This window comes from Streptomyces hirsutus (assembly GCF_001418415.1).
Taxonomy (GTDB): domain Bacteria; phylum Actinomycetota; class Actinomycetes; order Streptomycetales; family Streptomycetaceae; genus Streptomyces; species Streptomyces hirsutus.
On the sequence record NZ_LIQT01000189.1, the window covers coordinates 1 to 23,712 of the forward strand.

Sequence of the window (23,712 nt, forward strand, 5' to 3'; positions counted from 1 at the left end):
CGCCCGCCCTGCACGACGAACTCACCGAGAAGTTCGGCACGTTCCCCCTGTTCCACTTCTGGGGACCCGGGGCCGACCTCGTCTCCAGCCAGTGGATCATCGACGCCACCCGCCACATCATGCGCACCCGGCATCCCGACCTGACACTGTGCTACCTCCCCCACCTCGACTACGACCTGCAGCGCTTCGGCCCCGACGACCCGCGCTCCCTGCAGGCCGCCGCGGACCTGGACGCCGCCCTGGCCCCGCTGCTCGACGACGCGCGCGCCGAGGGCCGTACCGTCGTCGCCCTGTCCGAGTACGGCATCACCCGGGTGAACCGGACCGTGGACATCAACCGCGTCCTGCGCCGCGCGGGCCTGCTGGAGGTGCACACGCAGGACGGCATGGAGTACCTCGACCCGATGGCCTCGCGCGCCTTCGCGGTCGCCGACCACCAGATCGCCCACGTCTACGTGCGCCGCCCCGAGGACCTCGACGCCACCCGGGCCGCCCTCGAAGGCCTGCCCGGCATCGACCAGCTCCTGGACGACGAGGGCAAGAAGGCCCATCACCTCGACCATCCGCGCGCCGGCGAACTGGTCGCCGTCGCCGAACCCGACGCCTGGTTCACGTACTACTACTGGTTCGACGACGACCGCGCACCCGACTTCGCGCAGCTCGTCGAGATCCACCGCAAACCCGGCTACGACCCGGTCGAGCTCTTCATGGACCCCCTCGACCCGTACGTCAAGGTGAAGGCGGCCACCGCGCTGGCGCGCAAGAAACTCGGCCTGCGCTACCGGATGGCGGTCGTGCCCCTCGATCCGTCACCTGTTCGGGGCAGCCACGGCCGTCTCCCGGCGAGCGACGACGACGGTCCGCTCCTCATCTGCTCCACCCCCCGTGCCGTCGGTGACCGCGTCGAGGCCACCGATGTCAAGCAACTCCTGCTCCAGCTCGCCGGACTCGGCTGACGCACCACCACGTACGACCCTCCGAGATCCAGCTACTGGGAGTGAAACACGAGGCACTGACAACGGCCGGTCCCGGCGGGACCGGAACCGGCCACGACCGAGAAGGCAGGCCACTTGTGACCCCGTACTCCGACCCCTCCCGTACCGAGGCCGTCACCGCCTCGGCCACCGACGCCCCGGACGAGGGACTGCGCCGCGCCCTGGGCGTGGACCGGCGCCGTTTCCTCAGCACCTGCACCGCCGTTGCGGCCGGAGCCGTCGCGCTCCCCGTCTTCGGGGCCGCCCCCGCCCTGGCCCACGGTCGCGGCAGAGACCACGACCACGGGCACGACCACGGCGGGCAGGTGCTCGTCCCGCCGCACAAGCGCGGCATCATCCTCTACACCGTCCGTGACGCCACCGGCCGCGACCCGCTGTCCACCGATCTGCCCTCCGGCTTCCGCGAGGTGTTCAAGCAACTGGCCCGCCACGGCTACCGCCAGGTGGAGTTCGCCGGCTACAACCAGCACGCGAACGCACCCGGCGGCGCCAGTCTCGAATCCGTCGCGGGAGCCAGGCTGCTGCGCTCCTGGCTCGACGACTACGGCCTGCGCGCCCAGGGCAACCACGGCTTCATCCCGTCCTCCTGGCCGTTGACCACGGCGGACCTGGACACCTTCAAGAAGCACCTCGAGATCGCCAACATCCTCGGCCTGGACCACATGGGCACCGGCGGCGACCCCACCGGCAGCTCCCACCGCGCCGACTGGGACGTGGCCGCCGACAAGTGGAACGCCCTCGGCGCGATCGCCCGCCGCGAGGGCATCAAGCTCTACACCCACAACCACGACGGCGCCTACGGCTTCCTGCTCGACGGCGGCCCCCTGGACGACCAGGGGCGGCCGACCCGCAGTTCGGGCATCCGGAAACTGGAGTACTTCCTCAAGGTCACCGACCCCAAGGCCGTCTGGCTGGAGATGGACATCTTCTGGGCGCACGTCGCCCAGTACAAGTTCCACACGTACACCGCCCACGACGGCTCCACGCGCAGGAACGTCTTCGACCCGGCCGGCCTGGTCGCCCGCAACAACAAGCGCTACCCGCTGTTCCACGCCAAGGACGGCGTCGTCAGCACCACCAACGGCATGGGCTACGAGATGGTGCCCTTCGGAACCGGCGTCATCGACTACACGACGTTCTTCTCCCGGGTCGGGCAGCGGAACTACCACAACCCGATGGTCGAGGACGACAACGCCCCGAGCGCCACCGACCCCGGGCAGTCACTGCGCGAGGCCAAGATCGGCTACGACAACCTGGCGGCCCTGCGCAAGCGGCGCCGCTGACCGGGAACACGGACCGGGCGGCCCCTCCCGCGTGCTGCGGGAGGGGCCGCCCGGTCCGTGGGGACGAAGCTCTCGTGCCGGTGCCGGTGCCGGTGCCGGTGCCGGTGCCGTGGGGCAGGGACGGTGTGCGGCTCCGGCGGTCCGTGGGGTCAGGCCGTCTCGTCACCGAGCGGCTGCGGGTTCGGGCTGATCCGCCTGGGCTTGGGCCGCCCCGGGGGGTGCAGGAACACCGCGACGCAACCGGCGAACAGGGAGATCGAACCGGCCAGGACGAACGCGCCCGCGTAGTCCCAGCTCGCCACCACGACGGCGCCCATGCCGGATCCGAGCAGACCGGAGACGAGCTTCGAGGAGTACACCAGGCCGTAGTTGGTGGCGTTGTTGTTCTCACCGAAGTAGTCGGCGGTCATCGCGGCGAACATCGGGAAGATGGCACCGCCGCCGAACCCGGAGATCGACGAGAACAGCAGGAACAGCGGCAGGTTCCCGATGTTCCCGGAGAACAGGATGCCGTACTGGGACAGCCCGAGGACGATGCAGACGAAGATCAGGCACTGCTTGCGGCCGTACCGGTCGGAGAGCCAGCCGATGACACCGCGGCCGGTGCCGTTGACGATCGCCTTCAGGGACATGGCGGTCGCCACGATGCCGCCCGCGAAGCCCGCGTCGTCACCGAAGGGCACCTGGAAGGCGATGCCGAAGATGTTCACCCCCGACGTGCACAGGAGGCAGAACCACATCAGGGCCACCCGGCCGGTCCGCCACGCCTCCATGGGGGTGTACTGGTGCACGGCCGGCGGGTTCTTCTCCATCGCGCGCCGGGTGCGCGCGTCGGTCGGCTTCTTCAGCGGGTCGATGTCGGCCGGCCACCAGTTCTTCGGCGGGTCCTTGAAGAAGTAGCCGGCTCCCGCCACCACACCGGCCAGGAACACACCCACCGCGACCAGCACCCAGCGGAAGTTGGTGAGGTCCATGTAGCCGGTGAAGATGAAGACGAACGGCACCGAACCGTAGGCGAAACCGCCGTTCACGAAGCCGGTCTTGCCGCCCTTGCGCTCCGGATACCACTTGGCGACCATGTTCACGCAGGTCGCGTACACCATGCCGGCACCCATACCGCTGAACATGCCGAAGCCGAGATACGCGACGATCACATGCGGCGCGAAGGCCAGCGAGACATAGCCCAGCAGGGTTCCCACCGCGCCGCACATCATCGCCCAGCGGGCCGGCAGTCTGCCGCTCTCCCGCAGCTTGCCCGCCGGGAAGGCCACCGCCGCCTGGAAGAACACCCACACGCCCAGCATCCAGAAGATGTGCGCGCTGCTCCACGAATGGGCCGTGTGCAGCGTGTCCTCGGCGGAAGCGAACGCGTACTCCGCCGAGGAGATGCCCATCATGCCGATCCACGGCAGGATGACCATCCACTTGCGCTTGCGGCCCATGATGTCGATGTCGGTCTCACCGAGGCGGTAGACGCGTCCGTTCGCGTCGGCCACCTCCCGGTAGGGAACCGAAGTCCGCAGATCGGTCGTTGTCATGTCGTGTTGCACCCCTTGCGTCGAAAGTTCTGGCCAGCGCCCCCTGTCCAATGCCTTTCGTGCGCGTTCGGGTCCCGGGGCCGGCCGACGCGCACCGTCGGCCGGCCCCCCGGTCCGCTCACCTCATGAACCGCCCCCCAACAAACCCGCCGCCCGCGCCCAGCGGTACTTCGCCCCGAGCACCGCCACCGGCCGCTCGGTCGTGTACGGGTACGCCACGACGCCCCGCTCGAAGAGGTACTGGCACGCCTCCTCGACCTCCACGTCGCCCGCCAGCGACGCCACCACCGGCTTCTCGACGCCCCGTTCGCGGAACTCCGCCACCACCCGCGCGGTGAGCTCCGCGAACACCATGGGAGGCGTGACGATGGTGTGCCAGTAGCCGAGGACGAGCGCGTGGATGCGCGGGTCCTCAAGACCCAGCCGGATCGTCGCCTCGTACGTCGACGGCGGCTCGCCCCCGGTGATGTCCACCGGGTTGCCGGCCGCTCCGAAGGGCGGGATGAACTCGCGGAACGCCGCGTCCAGATCCGGCGGGATCTCCATCAGCGACAGCCCGTTGTCCGTCACCGCGTCCGACAGCAGCACCCCGCTGCCGCCCGCCCCCGTGATGATCACGACGTTGTCGCCCTTCGGGGCGGGCAGCACCGGCAACGCGCGCGCGTACTCGAGCATGTCGCTGAGACCCGGCGCGCGGATCACACCGGCCTGCCGCAGGATGTCGTCGTACACGGCGTCGTCGCCCGCCAGCGCGCCGGTGTGCGAACCCGCGGCCTTCGCGCCCGCCGCCGTACGGCCCGCCTTCAGCACCACGACCGGCTTCTTCGGCACCGTCTCGCGCGCGGCCCGCACGAACGCCCGCCCGTCCTTGAGATCCTCCAGGTGCATGGCGATGCAGTCGGTGTGCGGGTCCTGTCCGAACCAGGTCAGCAGGTCGTCCTCGTCCAGGTCCGACTTGTTGCCCAGCCCGACGATCGCCGACACACCCGTCCGGGTGGTGCGCGCGAACCCCAGGATGGCCATCCCGATGCCGCCCGACTGCGAGGTCAGCGCGACCCCGCCCTTGACGTCGTACGGCGTGCAGAACGTGGCGCACAGGTCCTGCCACGTCGAGTAGTAGCCGTAGATGTTGGGTCCGAGGAGCCGGACGCCGTGCCGCTCGGCGATCGCCACGATCTCGTCCTGGAGCTCCTGCTCACCGGTCTCCGCGAACCCGGAGGGAATGAGGACGGCGTTCGGGATCCCCTTGCGCCCCACCTCCTCCAGCGCCGCGGCCACGAACCTGGCGGGAATCGCGAAGACCGCCACATCCACCTCACCGGGGACGTCCGTGACACTCTTGTACGCCTTGCGGCCCAGGATGTCATCGGACTTGGGGTTCACCGGATGGATCTCCCCGGCGAAGCCGCCGTCCACCAGGTTGCGCATCACCGAGTTGCCGATCTTGCCCGGCTCGGCGGAGGCGCCGATCACGGCGACCGAACGCGGCTGCATCAGCCGCCGCATGGAGGCGAGGATCTCCTCACGCGAGTACTGGCGGCGCTCCTTCGGCACCTCGGTCGCCAGGATCACCCGGATGTCGGCGGCGACCGCGCCGTCCGGTGTGGCGATCACCGGATTGAGGTCCACCTCGGCGATCTCCGGGAAGTCCGCGACGAGTTCCGACACCCGGCGGATCTGCTCGGCGACCGCCCACCGGTCCACACCGGCCTGCCCGCGTACCCCGCGCAGGATCTCCGCCGACCGGATCGAGTCCAGCATCGACAGCGCCTCGTCGGGGTCCACCGGCGCGAGCCGGAAGGTGACGTCCTTGAACACCTCGACGAGCACCCCGCCGAGCCCGAACGCGACCACCTTTCCGAACGTCGGGTCCGTGACCGCCCCGACGATGACCTCCTGCCCCTGCGGCAGCAGCTCCTGCACCTGCACGCCGTCGATCCGGGCGGCCGGATCGTACGCGCGGGCGTTCTCCACGATCCGGCAGAACGCCGCCCGCACATCGGCCGCGCCCTCCACACCGACGATCACACCGCCGGCGTCGGTCTTGTGCAGGATGTCCGGTGAGACGATCTTCATCACGACGGGCCCGCCGAACCGCGCCGCGTACGCCACGGCCTCGTCGACGTCCGTCGCCAGCTCCTCGCCCGGTACGGCGATCCCGTACGCGTCCGCCAGCACCTTGCCCTCGGGCGCGGTGAGCGCGGTGCGCCCGTCGGCGCGCACCGCGTCGAGCAGCGCGCGCACCCGGAGCGTGCGGTCCTCGGTCATCACGTCAGATCACCCCGTTCGACTTGAGCAGGCGCAGTTCCTCGTCGCCGAGGCCGAGTTCGCCGACGAACACCTCTTCGTTGTGCTCGCCGAGCAGCGGGGAGGCGACCACGTCGACGGGGGAGTCGGAGAGCTTCAGCGGGCTGCCGACGGTGACGAACTCACCGCGCTCGGGGTGCGGGACGGTGACGACCATCCCGTTCGCCGCCAGCGAGGTGTCCTCGATGATCTCCTTGGTGGACAGGATCGGCCCGCACGGGATGTTGTGCGCGTTCAGCCGCTCCAGCACCTCCCACTTGGGCAGCGTCGAGGACCACTCCTCGATCAGCTGGAACATCTTGCCGAGCTTGGGCAGCCGGGCCTGCGGCGTCGCCCAGTCGGGGTCCTCGGCCAGCTCCGGCCGGCCGATCAGCTCACTGACGGGCTTCCAGCCGACGGGCTGCACGATCACGTACACGTAGTCGTTCGGGCCGCCCGGCGCGCACTTGACCGCCCAGCCGGGCTGTCCGCCGCCGGACGCGTTCCCGGACCGGGGGACCTCGTCGCCGAAGTCCTCGTTGGGGTATTCGGCGAGCGGGCCGTGGGCCAGGCGCTGCTGGTCGCGCAGTTTCACCCGGCAGAGGTTGAGCACCGCGTGCTGCATGGCCACGTTCACCCGCTGCCCGCGCCCGGTGGTCTCCCGCTGGAACAGCGCGGCGAGGATGCCCGCCACCACGTGGATGCCCGTGCCCGAGTCCCCGATCTGGGCGCCCGTCGCCAGCGGCGGCCCGTCCTCGAAACCGGTGGTCGACATCGACCCGCCCATGGCCTGCGCGACGACCTCGTACGCCTTGAAGGCGGTGTACGGACCGTCGCCGAACCCCTTGATGGAGGCGTAGACGATCCGCGGATTGATCTCCTTGATGCGGTCCCAGGTGAACCCCATCCGGTCGACGGCGCCCGGCCCGAAGTTCTCGACCATGACGTCCGAGCGCCGGATCAGCTCGGTGAGGATCTCCTTGCCGCGCTCGGTCTTGGTGTTGAGGGTGATGCTCCGCTTGTTGCAGTTGAGCATCGTGAAGTAGAGGGAGTCGACGTCGGGGAGGTCGCGCAGCTGTTTGCGCGTGATGTCCCCGGTCGGGGCCTCCAGCTTGACGACGTCCGCGCCGAGCCAGGCCAGCAGCTGGGTCGCGGAGGGTCCGGACTGGACATGCGTCATGTCCAGGACGCGGACGCCGTCGAGTGCCTTGGCGGTCGGGGCTTCGGGGGTGCGTGCGTTCACGGCGGTCTCGGTGGTCACCGGGGTCACCTCACTTGTACATCGTCTGGTTCATGGTTCCGGGGGCGTACGCGTCCGGGTCGACCCAGACGTTGATCAGGGACGGCTTGCCCGACTCGCGGGCCCGGCGCAGCGCGGGGCCGATGTCGGCGGGGTCGCGGACCTCCTCGCCGTGACCGCCCAGCATCTGCGCGAACTTGTCGTACGGGACGTCGCCGAGGGTGTTGCCGACCCGCTCGCGCTCCTTGCCGTACTTGGCGGCCTGGCCGTAACGGATCTGGTTCATCGAGGAGTTGTTGCCGACGATGCCGACGAACGGCAGGTCGTAGCGGACGAGGGTCTCGAAGTCCCAGCCGGTCAGCGAGAAGGCGCCGTCGCCGAAGAGGGCGACGACCTCCTTGTCGGGCCGCGCCTGCTTGGCCGCGAGCACGAAGGGGACCCCGACGCCGAGCGTGCCGAGCGGGCCCGGGTCCATCCAGTGGCCGGGCGACTTGGGCTGCACGACCTGCCCGGAGAAGGTGACGATGTCGCCGCCGTCGCCGATGTAGATCGAGTCCTCGGTGAGGAAGTCGTTGATCTCGCTGACCAGCCGGTACGGGTGGATGGGTGAGGTGTCCGACCGCAATTGCGGCAGCCGCTTCTCCAACGCGGTCTGCTCGGCGGCCCGCAGCTCGTCCAGCCACTCCTTGCGCCTGGACGCGCCTCCGTCGATGCGTCCGGACGCCGCCTCGGTCACCGACTTCAGCACCAGCCCCGCGTCGCCGACGATGCCGAGGTCGATGTCGCGGTTCTTGCCGACGGTGCGGTAGTCGAGGTCGATCTGCACGACCGTGGCGGTGGGGGAGAGCCGCTTGCCGTAGCCCATGCGGAAGTCGAAGGGCGTGCCGACGATCACGATGACGTCGGCGTTGGTGAAGGCGTACCGGCGGGACAGCTGGAAGTGGTGCGGGTCGCCGGGCGGCAGGGTGCCGCGTCCCGCGCCGTTCATGTACGCGGGGATGTTGAGGGTGCGGACGAGCTCGATGGCCGCCTCGGTGCCCCGGGTGGTCCACACCTGGCTGCCGAGCAGGATCGCCGGCTTCTCGGCGTGCGCCAGCAGATCGGCGAGCTTCTCGACGGCCTCCGGGTCGCCGGGCGAGCGCGTCGAGGCGCGGTAGGCGCCCTGCTGCGGCACGCGCGCCGTGGAGGCCGGCACCTTGGCGTCCAGGACGTCGCGCGGGATCTCCAGGAAGGAGGGACCGGGGGCGCCGTGGTAGCACTCGCGGTAGGCCATCGACACCATGTCCGCGGCCCGCGCCGTGTGCGGCACGGTCGCCGCGAACTTGGTGATGGGGCTCATCATGTCGACGTGCGGCAGGTCCTGCAGGGACCCCATCTTGTGCTGGGACAGGGCACCCTGACCGCCGATCAGCAGCATGGGGGACTCGGCCCGGAAGGCGTTGGCCACCCCGGTGACGGCGTCGGTGGTGCCCGGGCCCGCGGTGACGACCGCGCAGCCCGGCTTGCCGGTGATGCGTGCGTAGCCGTCGGCCGCGTGCGCGGCGACCTGTTCGTGACGTACGTCGACGACCTCGATGCCCTCGTCGACGCAGCCGTCGTAGATGTCGATGATGTGGCCGCCGCACAGCGTGTAGATGCGGTCGACGCCCTCGGCCTTGAGGGCCTTGGCGACGAGATGACCGCCGGAGATCAGGTCCTGTGTGTCGTCGGGCATGGCGAAGTCCTGTCCCTTCATAGGGGGTGCGAACGCTCTCGTGCATCGCTCTCGCAGTACATTGCATACAGTCGACGAATACTGTATGAAGCTTGTTATCCCGCATCCCATGGGAGGTGTCCAGGGGGTGCGCGGCACTTTTCCACCGCCGGACTCCGGGCCGTCTCCCTCCCTCCCCGCGACCTTCCGGCGACTTCGCAGACAGGAGCCGAGATGGACCTGTACGAACATCAGGCGCGCGAACTCTTCGAGGAACACGGCATCGTGGTGCCGGCGGCCGAGGTCACCGACTCGCCCAAACAGGCCCGCGGGATCGCCCGCCGGCTCGGCGGCCGTGTCGTCGTCAAGGCGCAGGTCAAGACCGGCGGGCGCGGCAAGGCGGGTGGAGTGAAGCTCGCCGCCGACCCCGCCGCCGCCGAACTGACGGCACGCCAGATCCTCGGCATGGACATCAAGGGCCACACCGTCGGCAAGGTCATGCTCGCCCAACCCGTCGACATCCAGGACGAGTTCTACGTCTCCTACGTCCTCGACCGCGCGGCCGGCCGCTTCCTCGCGATCGCCTCCGCGGAAGGCGGCATGGACATCGAGGAGGTCGCCGCCACCCGCCCCGAGGCCGTCGCCCGCATCCCCGTCGACCCCGCCGAGGGCGTCACCTCGGCGACCGCGGCCCGCATCGCCGACGCGGCCGGCCTGCCGCCGCAGTCCGTCGACGTCCTGGTCCGCCTGTGGGAGGTCCTCGTCCGCGAGGACGCCCTGCTGGTCGAGGTCAACCCGCTCGTCCGCACCGGCGACGGACGGATCATGGCCCTCGACGGCAAGGTCACCCTCGACGACAACGCCCGCTTCCGACAGGCCCGTTGGGGCAGCGAGGACACCGCCCACGAGGACCCGCTGGAGGCGTCCGCGGCGGCGAAGGGCCTCAACTACGTCAAGCTGGACGGCGAGGTCGGCATCATCGGCAACGGCGCCGGCCTGGTCATGTCGACCCTCGACGTCGTCGCCGGCTGCGGGGCCAGGCCCGCCAACTTCCTCGACATCGGCGGCGGGGCGTCGGCACAGGTCATGGCGGACGGCCTCTCGGTCATCCTCTCCGACCCGGCCGTGAAGTCCGTCTTCGTCAACGTCTTCGGCGGCATCACCGCCTGCGACGCGGTGGCCGACGGCATCGTCCAGGCCCTCGGCACCGTCCGGCTGACCAAGCCGCTCGTCGTACGCCTCGACGGCAACAACGCGGCCCGGGGCCGCGCCGTCCTCGACGCGCACGCGCACCCGCTCGTCGAGCAGGCCACCACCATGGACGGCGCCGCGCACCGCGCGGCCGAACTCGCCACCACAGCCTGAGGAGACCGGTCATGGCGATCCACCTCACCAAGGAGAGCAAGGTCCTCGTCCAGGGCATGACCGGCGGCGAGGGCATGAAGCACACCCGGCGCATGCTCGCGGCCGGCACCGACGTCGTCGGCGGAGTCAACCCGCGCAAAGCCGGCCGGACCGTCGACTTCGACGACCGCGCCGTCCCCGTCTTCGGATCGGTCGCCGACGGCATACAAGCGACCGGGGCCGACGTCACGGTCGTCTTCGTACCACCGGCCTTCGCCAGGTCGGCCGTCGTCGAAGCGGCCGACGCCGGAATCGGCCTGGCCGTCGTCATCACCGAGGGCATCCCCGTCCACGACTCCGTCGCCTTCACCGCCTACGCACGGCGGAAGGGCACCCGCGTCATCGGCCCCAACTGCCCCGGCCTGATCACCCCCGGACAGTCCAACGCCGGCATCATCCCGGCCGACATCACCAAGCCCGGCCCCGTCGGACTGGTCTCCAAGTCGGGCACCCTCACCTACCAGCTCATGTACGAGCTGCGCGACATCGGCTTCTCCACCTGTGTCGGCATCGGCGGCGACCCCGTCGTCGGCACCACCCACATCGACTGCCTCGCCGCCTTCCAGGACGACCCCGACACCGACCTCGTCGTCCTCATCGGCGAGATCGGCGGCGACGCCGAGGAACGCGCGGCGGCCTACATCCGCGAGCACGTCACCAAGCCGGTCGTCGCCTACATCGCGGGCTTCACCGCACCCGAGGGCCGTACCATGGGACACGCAGGCGCGATCGTCTCCGGCTCCTCGGGCACGGCGCGGGCCAAGAAGGAAGCGCTCGAAGCCGTCGGTGTCCGGGTGGGCGGCACCCCCACGGAGACGGCCCGGCACGTGCTCGCGGTCCTGGAAGCGGGGCGGTGACCCCGGCCCGTCCCTTCGACCGCCACCACCCCAGCCAGGGGCGGCCCCAAGGGCCCCCTTCTCTCGACTGTGCACCGAGAGCGGAGCGAACCGCATCATGGCATCCACCCCGACAGCCTCATCCGCTGCGACGGCCCCACCCACCCTCACCCTCAAGGCCGGCACCTCCTGGGCCGACGCCTGGCAGCGCTGCCTCGCCGTCGCTCCCGAGGCCTTCCAGGACGACCGGGTCCTCAACCTCTGGAACGCCGCCTGGCAGGCCGACGGCCGGGCGCTGCCCGCCGTCAGCCCCGTCGACGGCAGCCCCGTGGCGGGCCCGCCACGCCTGGACCTGGGCACCGCCCGGCAGGCCGTACACGCCGCGCTCGACCAGCACCGCGCCTGGCGGCACGTCCCGCTGCCGGAACGCCGGGCCCGCGTCGGCGCCACCCTCGACGCCCTCACCGAGCACCGCGAACTGCTCGCCCTCCTCCTCGTCTGGGAGATCGGCAAACCCTGGCGGCTCGCCCAGGCGGACGTCGACCGGGCCATCGACGGCGTGCGCTGGTACGTCGACGGCATCGACGCCATGGTCGCCGGCCGCGCCCCGCTGGACGGGCCGGTGTCCAACATCGCGAGCTGGAACTACCCGATGAGCGTGCTCGTCCACGCTCTGCTGGTCCAGGCACTGGCGGGCAACGCGGTCATCGCCAAGACCCCGACCGACGGCGGTGTCGCCTGCCTGACCCTGGCCTCGGCGCTCGCCGCCCGCGAGGGGATCCCCGTGACCCTCGTCAGCGGCGGCGGGGGCGAGCTGTCGGAGGCGCTGCTGCGGGCGCCCGAGATCGGCTGCGTCTCCTTCGTCGGCGGTCGCTACACCGGCGCCGCCGTGGCCACGGCCGTCGCCGACCTCGGCAAGCGGCACATCCTCGAACAGGAGGGACTCAACACCTGGGGCATCTGGAACCACTCGGACTGGGACGCGTTCGCGGCGGTCGTACCCAAGCTCTTCGACTACGGCAAGCAGCGCTGCACGGCGTACCCGCGCTTCGTCGTCCAGCGGCAGCTGTTCGACGAGTTCCTGGCCGCGTACCTGCCCGCGGTGCGCACGCTCAGGGTCGGCCACCCGCTCGCGGTGGAGCACCCCGACGACCCCTTCCCGCGCCTGGACTTCGGCCCGGTGATCAACGCGGCCAAGGCGAAGGAGCTGCGCGACCAGGTCGCCGAGGCCGTCGAACGCGGCGCCGTGCCCCTGCATCGCGGCAGGCCCGGGAACGCCCGCTTCCTGCCCGGCCAGGACACCTCGGCGTACGTCCAGCCCGTCACGTTGCTGGCCCCGCCCCGCTCGTCCCCGCTGCACCACGCGGAGCCGTTCGGGCCGGTCGACACGATCGTCCTGGTCGACACGGAGGCGGAACTGCTCGCCGCCATGAACGCCTCCAACGGCGCGCTGGTGGCCACCCTGTCCACGGACGACCGGGCCACCTACGACCGGCTCGCCCCGCAGATCCGCGCCTTCAAGGTCGGCCACGGCACCCCACGCTCCCGGGGTGACCGCGACGAGCTGTTCGGCGGGTTCGGCGCGTCCTGGCGCGGCGCGTTCGTCGGCGGCGAGCTTCTCGTACGTGCCGTGACCCAGGGCCCGGCGGGAGAGCGGCTGCCGGGCAACTTCCCGGAGTACCAGCTCATGCCGTGACGGGGGTTGGACCCCCGTCAGCCGTTCCGCCACCCGGTCCGGACCTCCGTCCAGGGGTACGGAAACGCAGGTGAAAGGCACTGCGAAACCTTGGTATGGTTGTCCACGTCGCCGCAGGGATCACCCCCTGACAAGGCGGCAGACACCTGGTCCGGGTGGCGGAATGGCAGACGCGCTAGCTTGAGGTGCTAGTGCCCTTTATCGGGCGTGGGGGTTCAAGTCCCCCCTCGGACACTCGCTGTGGCGATGTGAAAGCAAGGGTCTCAACCCAACGGTTGAGGCCCTTTCTTCGTGTTCGCGAAGTCCCCGTGAAGACGACACCGCGGCCCTCTTCCCCCGCACACGGGGAAGAGGACCGCAGTGGGACGCGGACGGCTCAGGAGGCCACGGCGGCGGACTCGTCCCGGCTCTCCTGACCGACGCCGGCAGGGGCCTCGCCCTCGTCGAGGTCGAGGTCCTTGGTCTCCTTGCCGATGAGCAGCGAGACCAGGGTCAGCAGCGCCATCGAGGAGAGGTAGACGCCGACCAGCCGCGGTGAGCCGTCGGCGGCCTCCCACAGCGCCACCGCTATGAACGGGGCGACGGCCGCGCCGAGAATCGAGCTGACGTTGTACGAGATGCCGGAGCCGGTGTAGCGCACGCTCGTCGGGAAGAGCTCCGGCAGGAGCGCGCCCATCGGGCCGAAGGTCATGCCCATCAGCGTGAAGCCGAGCACCAGCCACAGCACCACGCCGAGCGTGCCCATACCGATCAGCGGGACCCACACCAGCCCGAAGACCAGGATCGCGGCGGTGACCCAGATCAGGGTGGAGCGGCGGCCGTACTTGTCGGCGAGCGGGCCGGAGATCAGGGTGAACGCGGCGAAGAACAGCACCCCGAAGATCATCATCAGGACGAAGGTGGTGTAGCTGTACCCCAGGCCCGGCACGGCGGCGTCCTTGGCGGTACGGCCGTAGCTGAGCGAGAACGTGGTCATCAGGTAGAAGAGCACGTACGTCGCCAGCATGAAGAAGGTGCCGAGGACCAGCTGCTTCCAGTGGCTGCGGAAGACGGTGGCCAGCGGCAGCTTCCGCACCAGCCCGGCCTCACGGGTCTTGGAGAAGACCGGCGCCTCGACCAGGCGCATCCGCACCCACAGGCCGATCACGACCATCACGGCCGAGAACAGGAACGGAATGCGCCAGCCCCAGGTCAGGAAGGCCTCGGAGGGCTGCGAGGGGTCGGCGCCCGCGCTGGACGGCAGGAGCGCGCCGATGATCAGGAAGAGGCCGTTGCCGATGATGAAGCCGAGGGGGGCGCCCAGCTGCGGGAACGTGCCGTAGAGGGCGCGCTTGTTCTTCGGGGCGTTCTCCGTGGCGACCAGCGCGGCGCCGCTCCATTCGCCGCCGAGCGCGAAGCCCTGGGCGAGCCGCATCAGCACCAGCAGCGCGGTGGCGATCCAGCCCGCCTGCTCGTACGTGGGCAGCACCCCGATGAGGAAGGTGGCGATGCCCATGGTGAGAAGCGACGCCACCAGCGTGCCCTTGCGGCCCAGCCGGTCACCGAGGTGTCCGAAGACCACGGCGCCGATCGGGCGCGCGACCATCGCGGCACCGAACACCGCGAACGACGAGAGCAGCGCCGTGGTCGGGTCGCTGTTCGGGAAGAAGAGCGAGGGGAAGACCAGGACCGCGGCGGTCGCGTAGATGTAGAAGTCGTAGAACTCGATCGTCGTGCCGATGAGGCTCGCGACGAGGACGCGGGACCGCGAGTTGGCGGGTGCCTGGGCCGGGCTGGTGGCTGGTGCGGGCATGTCTCGGTCTTTCGCACGAGGGCGGAGAACAGGCGTCGGCGGCATGCCGCCGACGGCCCGCCCGGCAACGGGTCTTCCCTGGGGAAAATCCGTGTGTACGGTACAGGCAACTTAAGGTTCCCAAACATCTCACTTGTCAGTCGGCCTGTATCAAGATGTGGGACGAACTCGGGGTGCCGGGCGCCCTGAGCGTGAGCGGGCGGACCACGGGAGCCGGTCCCCTTTCCCCATGTCAAGGGCCTGGACGGTGGTCGAGAGCGGCTCCGCGCGGGCGATTGCGGCCGGCCCCGTAGGTGCTTCCGGGCCCGAGCGAGCGAGCCGGGGCGGACGGAAGCGGCCCGGGGCGGACCCGGAGCAGCCGGCGGACGAACGGCGAACGGCCTGCGGCACGGGATCCGGGGAAAACCCCGGCCCGTGCCGCAGGCCGTCGTCAGGTCGCCGGACCGGACCGCCGCCGGGTCGCGGCGGTACCGGAGGGGCTGACTCAGTCGTCGCGCGCTTCGGCCTCCACCGGCTTCGGGATCATGAAGGACGTCGCGAAGGCGGCGGCCAGGATGACCACTCCGGCGATCATGCCGGCGGTGTAGTCGGCGGGCGACGTGGGGTCGTCGGGCAGGGCCGCCGTCTTGACCGCGTACAGCAGCGCGAAGCTGAGACCGGCGCCGAGGTTGAACGCCCCCGCGTTCAGACCGGGCAGGAATCCCGGGTTCTCCTTGGGGGACAGGACGATGCCGAGCCCGTTGAGCACGATGTTCGCCACGCCCGCGTAGGCGACGCCGACCAGGATCGAGGTCAGCAGCAGCATGGTGCGGGACTGGGAGTCGAGCGTGAGGATCATCAGGACCACGCCCGCCACGGCCCCGATCAGCCCCAGCCGCAGGATGCGGCCGTACCCGTGTGTGGCGGCGAGCCGGCCGGCGAGGGGCCCCATGGCCAGGCCCGCCAGGGCGTACGGCGTGAGGGTCCACCACGCGGACTGTTCGGCGCTCATGCCGAGTCCGGCGTTCCCGTCCTGGGCGAGTGCCGGGATCAGCCCGTTCATGACGGCGAACACGCCCGTCATGGTCAGCAGGGTGGTCAGCAGGGTCGCCCAGGTCGAGCGCTGCTTCAGGTGCCGGGTGGCGACCAGCGGGTGCGTACTGCGGTCCTCGGTCCGCCAGAACAGGGCGAAGGCGACCGCGCCGACGACGATGAGGACGGCGACGAGGAGCCAGTTGGCGTCGGCGAGCTTGCCGGCCTCGTTCAGCGCGGTGAGCAGTGCGCCGACGGATACGACGAGGAGCGCGACACCCGGCCAGTCCATCCGGTCCGCGGCGGGCGCCTTGGTCTCGGGGGTCAGGGTGGCGACCAGAACGGCGGCGAGGACCGCTACGACGCCCATGGTCCAGAAGACCGAGCGGAAGCCGTAGTTGTCGGCGAGGTAGCCCCCGGCGAGGGCGTCGACACCGGCGATGCCGCCGTTCACGGCGGTGATCACTCCCAGCAGGGTGCCGTACCTCTTCGGCTCGGTCACCTCCTGCCGCAGCATGATCAGGCAGAGGGGGACGACCGGGCCGGACACACCCTGGATGATGCGGCCGACGAACAGCACGGGCACGCTCGGCGCCAGGGCGGCGACGACGCAGCCGACGGCCATGAGGGCCAGCATGCCGGCCAGGACCTTGCGTCGGCCGATGACGTCGCCCAGCCTCGGCAGGAAGAGCGAGAACAGGGCCGCCGAGGTGAAGAACGCGGTCTGGGTGAGGCCGATCTCGGCCGAGCTGGCGCCGAAGCTCTCCTCGATGTTCTTCAGCGCGGGGCTGAGCATGCTCGCGTTGAGCTGGAAGGCGAAACAGGCGGCGAGGAGCGCGGCCATCAGCACGCCCACCCGGGTCGTGCGCCGGCCCGATGCCTCGTCGGGCCGGCTCGTGGTGGTGGGTGCGCTCATGCCTCGACGTCGCCGATCCGCTCGAGGGCGTCCACCACGAGGTCCCAGAAGCGCTCGCGGTCGAGCTCGACCGCGACCTGGGTGTTGCAGTCGGCAGGCGCCGGGGCGCGGAAGTCCGTCACGGTCATGCCCAGGGTCAGGCCGCCGCTGAGCTCGACGTCCACGGGAGCCTTGCGCACCGTCATGACGGAGGGGTCGATCACGTACGCGACCGCGCACGGGTCGTGCACGGGCGGGTGCTCGAAGCCCTGCGCCTCCTTGTAGGTGGCGCCGAAGAAGTCCAGCAGCTCGCCGACGAACTTGGCGGGCTTGGTGCCGACCGCGGCGATCTTCTCGGCGACCTCGGGCGTCGCCAGGGCCTGGTGCGTCAGGTCGAGACCGACCATCGTGACCGGCCAGCTCTCGTTGAAGACGATGTGGGCGGCCTCGGGGTCGATGATGATGTTGAACTCGGCGACCGCGCTCCAGTTGCCCTCGTGGTAGCCGCCGCCCATCAGGACGACCTCGCGGACCCGCTCGACGATGCGGGGCTCCTTGCGCGCGGCGAGGGCGATGTTCGTCAGGCCCGCCGTCGGGACGATGGTGATCTCGCCGGGCTCGTGCGACATCACCGTGTCGATGATGAGGTCGACGGCGTGCCGGCGGTCCAGCTCGAGGGTCGGCTCGGGCAGCACGGGGCCGTCCAGACCGGTCTCGCCGTGGATGTCCGGCGCCGTTTCGATGGCCCGTACCAGCGGCCGCGGGCAGCCGGCGGCGAAGGGCACACCGGTGATCCCGGCGATGCGCGCCACGGACAGGGCGTTGCGGGTGACCTTCTCCAGCGTCTGGTTGCCGACCACGGTCGTGACGGCGACCAGGTCGATGTCGGGGTTGCCGTGCGCCAGCAGCATTGCGATGGCGTCGTCGTGCCCGGGGTCGCAGTCGAGGATGATTTTCCTGGTCATCGGAAGAGCCCCTTTGCTCTAGCGGGTCTGTGAGGAGGTGGATCTCCCCAGGGGCGGCCGCGGACGGGCCACTACGGAGGGTGCGTCGGCTCACGTGTCCGGCGCCGAAGGCGGCAGCGGTCTCCGCCGCGTTGTCGGGGCATCGACACGCACGGAATCGCCGTCGCCGGCCGAAGGCGTGGGCATTGCTGCCCACCTCTTGGCCATAGAGTGGGAAAACGTTCTCCGAGAATCTCACTCAGGCCTCCACTGTTGTCAATGTCGGACATCTCATACTTCGATGTGGATAGGCAGGGACTCGGCGGTTGCGTGGTGGTAACGTTTGCCGAAATTGTTTCCGGGAGGCTGTTTCCGGCCCGGTGGGGCCCCACCGGGCCCAGCGCAGCCGAACCGAACGAAGGGGGCCGTACGGTGACCGACGTCACCTTGAGAGAGGTGGCCCGCGCGTCGGGCTGCTCCGTCGCCACGGTGTCCCGGGTCCTGGCCGGAACCCGTCCGGTCGGGGCCGAGACGGCCCGCAAGGTACGGGAGGCGGCCGAGAAGCTCGGCTATCGGCCCAACCAGGTCGCCCGCGCCCTGCGCAGCCGCTCCACCGGCACCGTCGGCCTCGTCCTGCCGCAGATCACCAACCCCTTCTTCCCCTCCCTCGTACGGGAGGTGGAGCACGCCCTGCACGCCGAGGGGCGTGCCGTGCTGCTCGCCGACTGCGACGACGACCCGGAGGTCGAGGCCGCCCGGATCGCCGACCTCCTGGACCGGCAGGTCGACGCCCTGCTGATCATCGCCGTCGACGAGAGGCAGAGCCGGGACGCGGTGGCGAAGGCCGCGGCCCACGTGCCGCTGGTGCTGCTGGACCGCGGCTGCGGCCCCGGCATCGCCGACCTGGTCACGACCGACAACGCCACCGGCATGGCGCTCGTCCTCGACCATCTGGTCTCCACCGGCCGCCGCCGCATCTGCTTCGTGGGGGCCGCCGGAACCGGCTCGGCGGCGGTCGAGCGGCTCGCGGCATACGAGGCCGAGACCAAGGCCCTGGGCCTGCACGGCTTCGGACCGGTCGAACTCGGCGACTTCTCGCTGGAGTGGGGGCGGGCCGCGGTGGACCGGATCCTGCCGTCCCGGCCGGACGCCGTCGTCTGCGCCAACGACCTCATCGCGATCGGCGCGCTGCAACGGCTGCGACAACTCGGCGTGGACGTCCCGGGCGACATCGCCGTCACCGGCTTCGACGACATCCCCATGGCGGACCTCGCCGACCCGGCCCTGACCACCGTCCGCCAACCCGTGCGCGCACTGGCCGCCGAAGCCGTGCACCTGCTCGGCCATCGGCTGGCCGGACAGAACGACGGGCCGCGCCGGCTGGTCCGTCTCGCCCCCGAACTCGTCGTACGCGCCTCCAGCGCACCCCGCGCGTCCTCGGCCGAGGACACCCGCAGTACCCGCACCCCAGAGGTAGAACAGTGATCGCAGTCGTCGGAAGCCTGAACCTGGATCTCGTCACACCGGTTCCCCGGCATCCGGTCCCCGGTGAGACCGTCCTCGGTGGCGACATCGCCCAGCACCCCGGTGGCAAGGGCGCCAACCAGGCCGTCGCCGCCGCCCGGCTCGGCGGAGACGTCGCCTTCGTCGGCCGGGTCGGCGAGGACGACGCGGCCGACGTGATGCTCGACGCCGTCCGGGCGGAGGGCGTGGACGTCACGCACATCACCCGCACCTCCGGAGTGCCGACCGGCCGGGCCCTGATCGCCGTCGACCCGGCGGGCGAGAACTCCATCATCGTCAGCCCCGGTGCCAACGCCCGCCTGGGCGCCGCCGACTGCGAGGCAGCGGCGGACCTGCTGCGGAAGGCGGCCGTGACCGTCCTCCAGCAGGAGGTGCCGGACGAGGCCAACCACGCCGCCGCGCGGCTGGCCGGGGGCATCGTGCTCCACAACCCGGCCCCCGCCGTCGCCGGCGCCGTCCCTCCGTCCCACGTCGACGTGCTGGTCCCCAACCGCACGGAACTGGCGGCCCTCACCGGCACGCCCGTGCCGGAGACGATCGACGACGTCGTCGCGTCGGCACGCAAGCTGACCGGGGCCGGCGCGGTGATCGTCACGCTCGGCGGCGACGGGGTACTCCTCCTCGAAGGCACCGCGCACCTGCACATCCCGGCGTTCCGTGTCCGGCCCGTGGACACCACCGCCGCCGGCGACTCCTTCTGCGGCGCGCTCGCCGTCGCCCTCGCCGAGGGCCGCACCCTCGAACAGGCGGCCCGCTGGGCCTGCGCCGCCGCCGCGATCAGCACCACACGAGCGGGCGCCCAGCCCTCGCTCGCCCGTCGCGACGAGGTGGAGGCCTTCCTCGCCGGGAACGGCTGAAGCGCCGTTCCGGCGGGAGGCGCCGGGTCCTGCCGTGTCTGAGGGGACGGGGCGCGTGGCGGTGAGTCGGCGAGCCGGCGCCCGAGCCTCCGGCGCCTCGCCCGGCACCCCGTCGGCGTGCCTTTCGGTGCTCTGCGACGGGGCGGCCGATGCCCACGTCGACGTCGGCAGGATCACGGTCACCGAGCGGATGCTTTACGCCACGGTGCCCCACGATCATCGCCGCCGCCGTCAGCTGTGCCCGGAACGGTGACCGCGTCAACCTCCGCGACATGTCCCGGCCATGCTGTTCGCCGACGAGGTGGAACGTTCTCCACACGTTCTCAGCGGCGGATCGTGCGGATCGCGCGGGTCCGGGCCGACCGGGACGCCCATCCGGACCGGGCCGTCGCCGGGGAGATCGCCGCCGTGACGCGGGCGGAGGTCCGCCCGCGCGGGATTCACCGGGCCCGCGCCCGGGGCCTCGGCGCGGCTCACAGCGGACCGCCGAAGTCGCGGCCCCCAGCCGCGCCGCCGGTCCCGGCCCACGCCGAAGATCTCAACTTGAGAAAGAATCCGGACAAGATCGTCTTGATGTGCCCTACACCTGTTGAATAGCGGTCTCCTGAAGCCGTATATGCGGCAGTCATGCCCCCCTCACCGGGAGATCTGATGGTCCTCCGCTCCCTCTTCCGCAACGCACGCTCTGCCGACGACGCCAAGCCGGCATCGTCACCGGCCCCACCGACGGGCGCAGGCGCCCGGACGTTCATGGCCGACCCCTCCCTGGCCACGATCTCCGGGGAATGGCTGTTCGACCAGGCGCACAGCACCATCGGGTTCGCCGCCCGGCACGCCATGGTCACCCGGGTCCGGGGGAGCTTCACCGACTTCGACGGCTGGCTTCTCCTGGACGGTGAGCGACCAGAACGCTCCGGAGCCGGGGTGGTCGTTCGGGCGGCCACCGTCGACACCCGCGTCGCGCAGCGCGACCGTCACCTCTGCAGCGCCGACTTCCTCGACGTCGAGCGCTACCCGACCATCGACTTCCGCAGCACCTACATCGAGCAGGCCGGTGAGGACCGCTTCCGGATGACGGGCGCCCTCACCGTCAAGGGCCGCACGCATCCGATCACCATTGACCTCCTCTACACGGGCTTGGTGGTCGACGCCTTCGGCGTCGAGCGGATCGGCTTCGACGGCACAGCCGTCGTCAACCGCAGCCAGTGGGACCTCACCTGGAACGCGAAGCTGGAGACCGGTGGCCTGATGGTCAGCGAGAAGATCGAGCTCGAGTTCGACATCTCGGCGATCCGCGTGCCCTGACCGCGCCTGGCTCAAGCATGGTTGAGGTCAGGAGGTGATCGACCACCGACCTCTTGGAATCGATCACCGAGGCGAGTCGCGAGGCCGCCACTGCGGAGGACGGACCTCGGGGTGGACCAGGAGCCGCTCCCGGCCAGAGGCGAGCAGCGACAATCCCTACAGCTGGATCGTGGCTCCCCCCTTCTCGTCTCCGCCAGCCTCGCGTGAGACGCTCGCTCCCCTTGCGACCAGCAAGAAGCCCGCCGGATCCGATCCGTCTCCCGGATCCCTCTCCCGGACCGGAGCGCCGTTGCCCGGCCCGCAGTGCGAACTGCGGGCCGACGGCCGTTTCAGCCCTGGATCCGCTTGTCGTGTCCCGCCCACTCTCCGTCACGGAGGACGAATTTCTGGATCTTGCCGGTCGACGTCTTCGGCAGCTCCGGCACGATGACGACCTCTCGTGGTGCCTTGTAGTGCGCGATCTTGCTCCGCACGTGCGTGATGAGTTCCTCCGGACTCGGTGCCCGGCCCGCCTTGGGGATGACGAAGGCCTTCGGGCGCTCGCCCCACTTCTCGTCGGGAACGCCGACCACGGCCACCTCGAGAACGGCGGGATGGCTCATCAGCGCCTGCTCGACCTCGACCGTCGAGATGTTCTCCCCGCCCGAGATCACGATGTCCTTCTTGCGGTCCCGCAGTTCGACGTACCCGTCGGGGTGCATCACACCGAGGTCACCGGAGTGGAACCAGCCACCCGCGAAGGCCTTCGCCGTGCCTTCCGCGTCCTTGAAATAGCCCTTCATCACGTTGTTCCCGCGCATGACGATCTCTCCCATGGTGACGCCGTCGGCGGGAACGTCCTTCATCTCGGAGTCGACCACCCGGACCCGCTCGGCCTGGATCATGCCGACGCCCTGACGGGCGATGAGGCGCGCCCTCTCCGACGGCTCGAGGTCCGCCCACTCGGCCTGCTCCTCGCAGACCGCGTAGGGGCCGTAGACCTCGGTCAGGCCGTAGACGTGGGTGACAGCGAAGCCCTTCTCCTCCATCTGGCCGATCGTGGTCGGGCTCGGCGGCGCGCCGGCCGTCGTCACCTGGACCGGCGACTCGAGGCGACCGGCCGTCGTCGCGTTGAGCATCGAGGTGATCACGGTCGGAGCGGCGTTGAGATGGGTCACCCCGGCATTTCGGATGCGGTCCCAGATCACCTCCGGCCGGACTTCACGCAGGCACACGTGACGAGCGCCGAGGGCCGTGATCGCCCAGGGAGTGCACCACCCGTTGCAGTGGAACATCGGCAGGGTCCACAGGTAGACGGAGTCCTTCGTGAACCCGGAGTGGAGTGCTTCGCCCAGTGCGTTGAGGTACGCCCCACGGTGCGTGTACATGACGCCCTTCGGGCGACCGGTGGTGCCGGATGTGTAGTTGATCGAGATGACGGAGTCCTCGTCCTCCACCGTCCACGTCAGAGGATCACCGCCCGCGGCTCGCGCGCGCAGGTCCTCGTAGGACATCGACCGCCGGTCCTGCGGTGTGCTCCCGTCGCCGACCCACACCACATGCTCTACGTCCGTGTCACCGGCGAGGGCCCCGAGGACGAGGTCCTCGAACCCTCGGTCGGCGATGAGGATCCTGGAGCCCGAGTGCTCCAGGATGTACCGGATCTCCTCCGCGGACAGGCGGGTGTTCACGGCCACGAGCACGCATCGCGCGAGGGGAACCGCGAAGTGGGCGACCAGCATGGGCGAGTTGTTCGGGAGCAGGCAGGCGACCCGGTCACCGGGTTCCGGCCCCAGGGATCGCAGGCCGAGGGCCACGCCCATGGCCTCCTCACCGAGCTCTGCATAGGTGAGACTGCGGTCGTCATCCAGGACCGCGACCTTGTTCGCCCACACCTCGGACGATCTCTCCAGGAACGACAGAGGAGTGAGCGGCGTCACGAACGTCTCGGGCATGGCGGTCCACTCTCCGAAGACTCTTTGGGGCAATTGACTTGAGACGGTCATCCAATGTCAGGGATCCGATCGTGGTCAAGAACAAGCAACGGACCTGATCCGACTGGAGCCCTCCGGTCACCCCGTGGTGAAGCAGTACAAGACGGCCCTGGTCAAGGACGGCGCCCCGGCCACCTCCTTCGCCGCGGACGACGTACACGCGGAGTTCGGCCGGCTGCGCAGGCTCGGGGCGCACTTCACCGAGGAGCCGCTGGAAACGGGCCCGGTTGCCACCGCGGTCCTGGACGACGGCTGCGGCAACCTGATCCAGATCGCGCACAGCGAGTGGCGGCGCTCCGCGTGCATGCCCCGCCGCGCGCAGCGGGTTGCGGTGACGGGCTGTGCGCGCCGGCCCGGAAATCGTTTTGAACGCGTTCGGAGAGCGCTCTATAGTCGTGCAGCCCGCGACTGATGGTGAGCATGACAGCTGTTGGTTTCCG

Annotated in this window: 16 protein-coding genes, 1 tRNA gene and 1 pseudogene; 10 read left to right on the forward strand and 8 right to left on the reverse strand. The window is 70.4% G+C overall.

All coding sequences use genetic code 11. The features are described 5' to 3' along the window. The coding region (locus AOK11_RS14965; RefSeq protein ID WP_055594208.1) for an alkaline phosphatase family protein at positions 1 to 956 on the forward strand (956 nt) is incomplete at its 5' end. A gap of 116 nt (positions 957 to 1,072) precedes the next feature. Then, positions 1,073 to 2,278 (forward strand): sugar phosphate isomerase/epimerase family protein, encoded by a 1,206-nt coding sequence (locus AOK11_RS14970; RefSeq protein WP_055594209.1) that lies wholly within the window; start codon positions 1,073 to 1,075, stop codon positions 2,276 to 2,278. Between the two features lie 149 nt (positions 2,279 to 2,427). Here the strand turns inward: AOK11_RS14970 and AOK11_RS14975 are convergent, their stop codons facing one another. From AOK11_RS14975 to AOK11_RS14990, 4 genes are all read right to left on the reverse strand, one after another. Beyond that, on the reverse strand, positions 2,428 to 3,816 hold the full coding sequence (locus AOK11_RS14975; protein ID WP_055594210.1) for an OFA family MFS transporter: 1,389 nt from the start codon (positions 3,814 to 3,816) through the stop codon (positions 2,428 to 2,430). Between the two features lie 123 nt (positions 3,817 to 3,939). Next, positions 3,940 to 6,084 carry an acetate--CoA ligase family protein gene (locus AOK11_RS14980; RefSeq protein ID WP_055594239.1) on the reverse strand — a complete coding sequence of 715 codons (2,145 nt, stop codon included), beginning with the start codon at positions 6,082 to 6,084 and terminating at the stop codon, positions 3,940 to 3,942. A 4-nt stretch (positions 6,085 to 6,088) separates the two neighbouring features. Beyond that, the gene (gene frc, locus AOK11_RS14985; RefSeq protein ID WP_107098589.1) at positions 6,089 to 7,345 is read right to left on the reverse strand and encodes a formyl-CoA transferase; all 1,257 of its coding nucleotides are present in this window, start codon (positions 7,343 to 7,345) and stop codon (positions 6,089 to 6,091) included. 28 nt (positions 7,346 to 7,373) lie between these two features. After that, entirely contained in the window at positions 7,374 to 9,056 is a 1,683-nt protein-coding gene (locus tag AOK11_RS14990) for a thiamine pyrophosphate-binding protein (RefSeq protein ID WP_055594241.1), read from the reverse strand. 213 nt (positions 9,057 to 9,269) lie between these two features. Here AOK11_RS14990 and sucC point away from each other — a divergent pair, with 213 nt between their 5' ends. The 4 genes from sucC to AOK11_RS15010 all read left to right on the forward strand — a co-directional run bounded on the left by sucC (position 9,270) and on the right by AOK11_RS15010 (position 13,205). Then, positions 9,270 to 10,400, forward strand: a complete 1,131-nt coding sequence (sucC, locus tag AOK11_RS14995; RefSeq protein ID WP_055594211.1) for an ADP-forming succinate--CoA ligase subunit beta — start codon at positions 9,270 to 9,272, stop codon at positions 10,398 to 10,400. An 11-nt stretch (positions 10,401 to 10,411) separates the two neighbouring features. Continuing rightward, a complete protein-coding gene (gene sucD, locus AOK11_RS15000; RefSeq protein ID WP_055594212.1) occupies positions 10,412 to 11,296 on the forward strand; it encodes a succinate--CoA ligase subunit alpha in 885 nt (294 codons plus the stop codon). A 97-nt stretch (positions 11,297 to 11,393) separates the two neighbouring features. Next, positions 11,394 to 12,971 carry an aldehyde dehydrogenase family protein gene (locus AOK11_RS15005; RefSeq protein WP_055594213.1) on the forward strand — a complete coding sequence of 526 codons (1,578 nt, stop codon included), beginning with the start codon at positions 11,394 to 11,396 and terminating at the stop codon, positions 12,969 to 12,971. A gap of 149 nt (positions 12,972 to 13,120) precedes the next feature. After that, positions 13,121 to 13,205: transfer RNA gene (locus AOK11_RS15010), tRNA-Leu, on the forward strand. A 142-nt stretch (positions 13,206 to 13,347) separates the two neighbouring features. Here AOK11_RS15010 and AOK11_RS15015 read toward each other — a convergent pair. The 3 genes from AOK11_RS15015 to uriH all read right to left on the reverse strand — a co-directional run bounded on the left by AOK11_RS15015 (position 13,348) and on the right by uriH (position 17,634). Continuing rightward, positions 13,348 to 14,763, reverse strand: a complete 1,416-nt coding sequence (locus AOK11_RS15015; protein ID WP_055594214.1) for an MFS transporter — start codon at positions 14,761 to 14,763, stop codon at positions 13,348 to 13,350. A 484-nt stretch (positions 14,764 to 15,247) separates the two neighbouring features. Beyond that, a complete protein-coding gene (uriT, locus tag AOK11_RS15020) occupies positions 15,248 to 16,690 on the reverse strand; it encodes a uridine transporter UriT (protein ID WP_055594215.1) in 1,443 nt (480 codons plus the stop codon). Beyond that, positions 16,687 to 17,634: a uridine-preferring nucleoside hydrolase UriH gene (uriH, locus tag AOK11_RS15025; RefSeq protein WP_055594216.1), complete on the reverse strand. Its 948-nt coding sequence runs from the start codon at positions 17,632 to 17,634 to the stop codon at positions 16,687 to 16,689. The genes uriT and uriH overlap by 4 nt, the downstream gene beginning before the upstream one ends. A 411-nt stretch (positions 17,635 to 18,045) precedes the next feature. Here uriH and AOK11_RS15030 point away from each other — a divergent pair, with 411 nt between their 5' ends. From AOK11_RS15030 to AOK11_RS15040, 3 genes are all read left to right on the forward strand, one after another. Beyond that, positions 18,046 to 19,098: a LacI family DNA-binding transcriptional regulator gene (locus AOK11_RS15030; RefSeq protein ID WP_055594217.1), complete on the forward strand. Its 1,053-nt coding sequence runs from the start codon at positions 18,046 to 18,048 to the stop codon at positions 19,096 to 19,098. Further along, complete coding sequence (gene rbsK, locus AOK11_RS15035; RefSeq protein WP_055594218.1) at positions 19,095 to 19,994, forward strand: ribokinase; 900 nt, start codon at positions 19,095 to 19,097, stop codon at positions 19,992 to 19,994. Before AOK11_RS15030 ends, rbsK begins: the two co-directional genes overlap by 4 nt. Before the next feature lie 750 nt (positions 19,995 to 20,744). Further along, on the forward strand, positions 20,745 to 21,299 hold the full coding sequence (locus tag AOK11_RS15040; RefSeq protein ID WP_079034850.1) for a YceI family protein: 555 nt from the start codon (positions 20,745 to 20,747) through the stop codon (positions 21,297 to 21,299). Between the two features lie 329 nt (positions 21,300 to 21,628). On the opposite strand, the gene AOK11_RS15045 is transcribed toward AOK11_RS15040, so the two are convergent. Next, positions 21,629 to 23,233 (reverse strand): acyl--CoA ligase family protein, encoded by a 1,605-nt coding sequence (locus tag AOK11_RS15045; protein ID WP_055594220.1) that lies wholly within the window; start codon positions 23,231 to 23,233, stop codon positions 21,629 to 21,631. Positions 23,234 to 23,336: 103 nt separating this feature from the next. On the opposite strand from AOK11_RS15045, the pseudogene AOK11_RS15050 reads away from it, so the two are divergent. Then, a pseudogene (locus AOK11_RS15050) lies at positions 23,337 to 23,555 on the forward strand (VOC family protein); the annotation flags it as partial. Between the last annotated feature and the right edge of the window lie 157 nt (positions 23,556 to 23,712).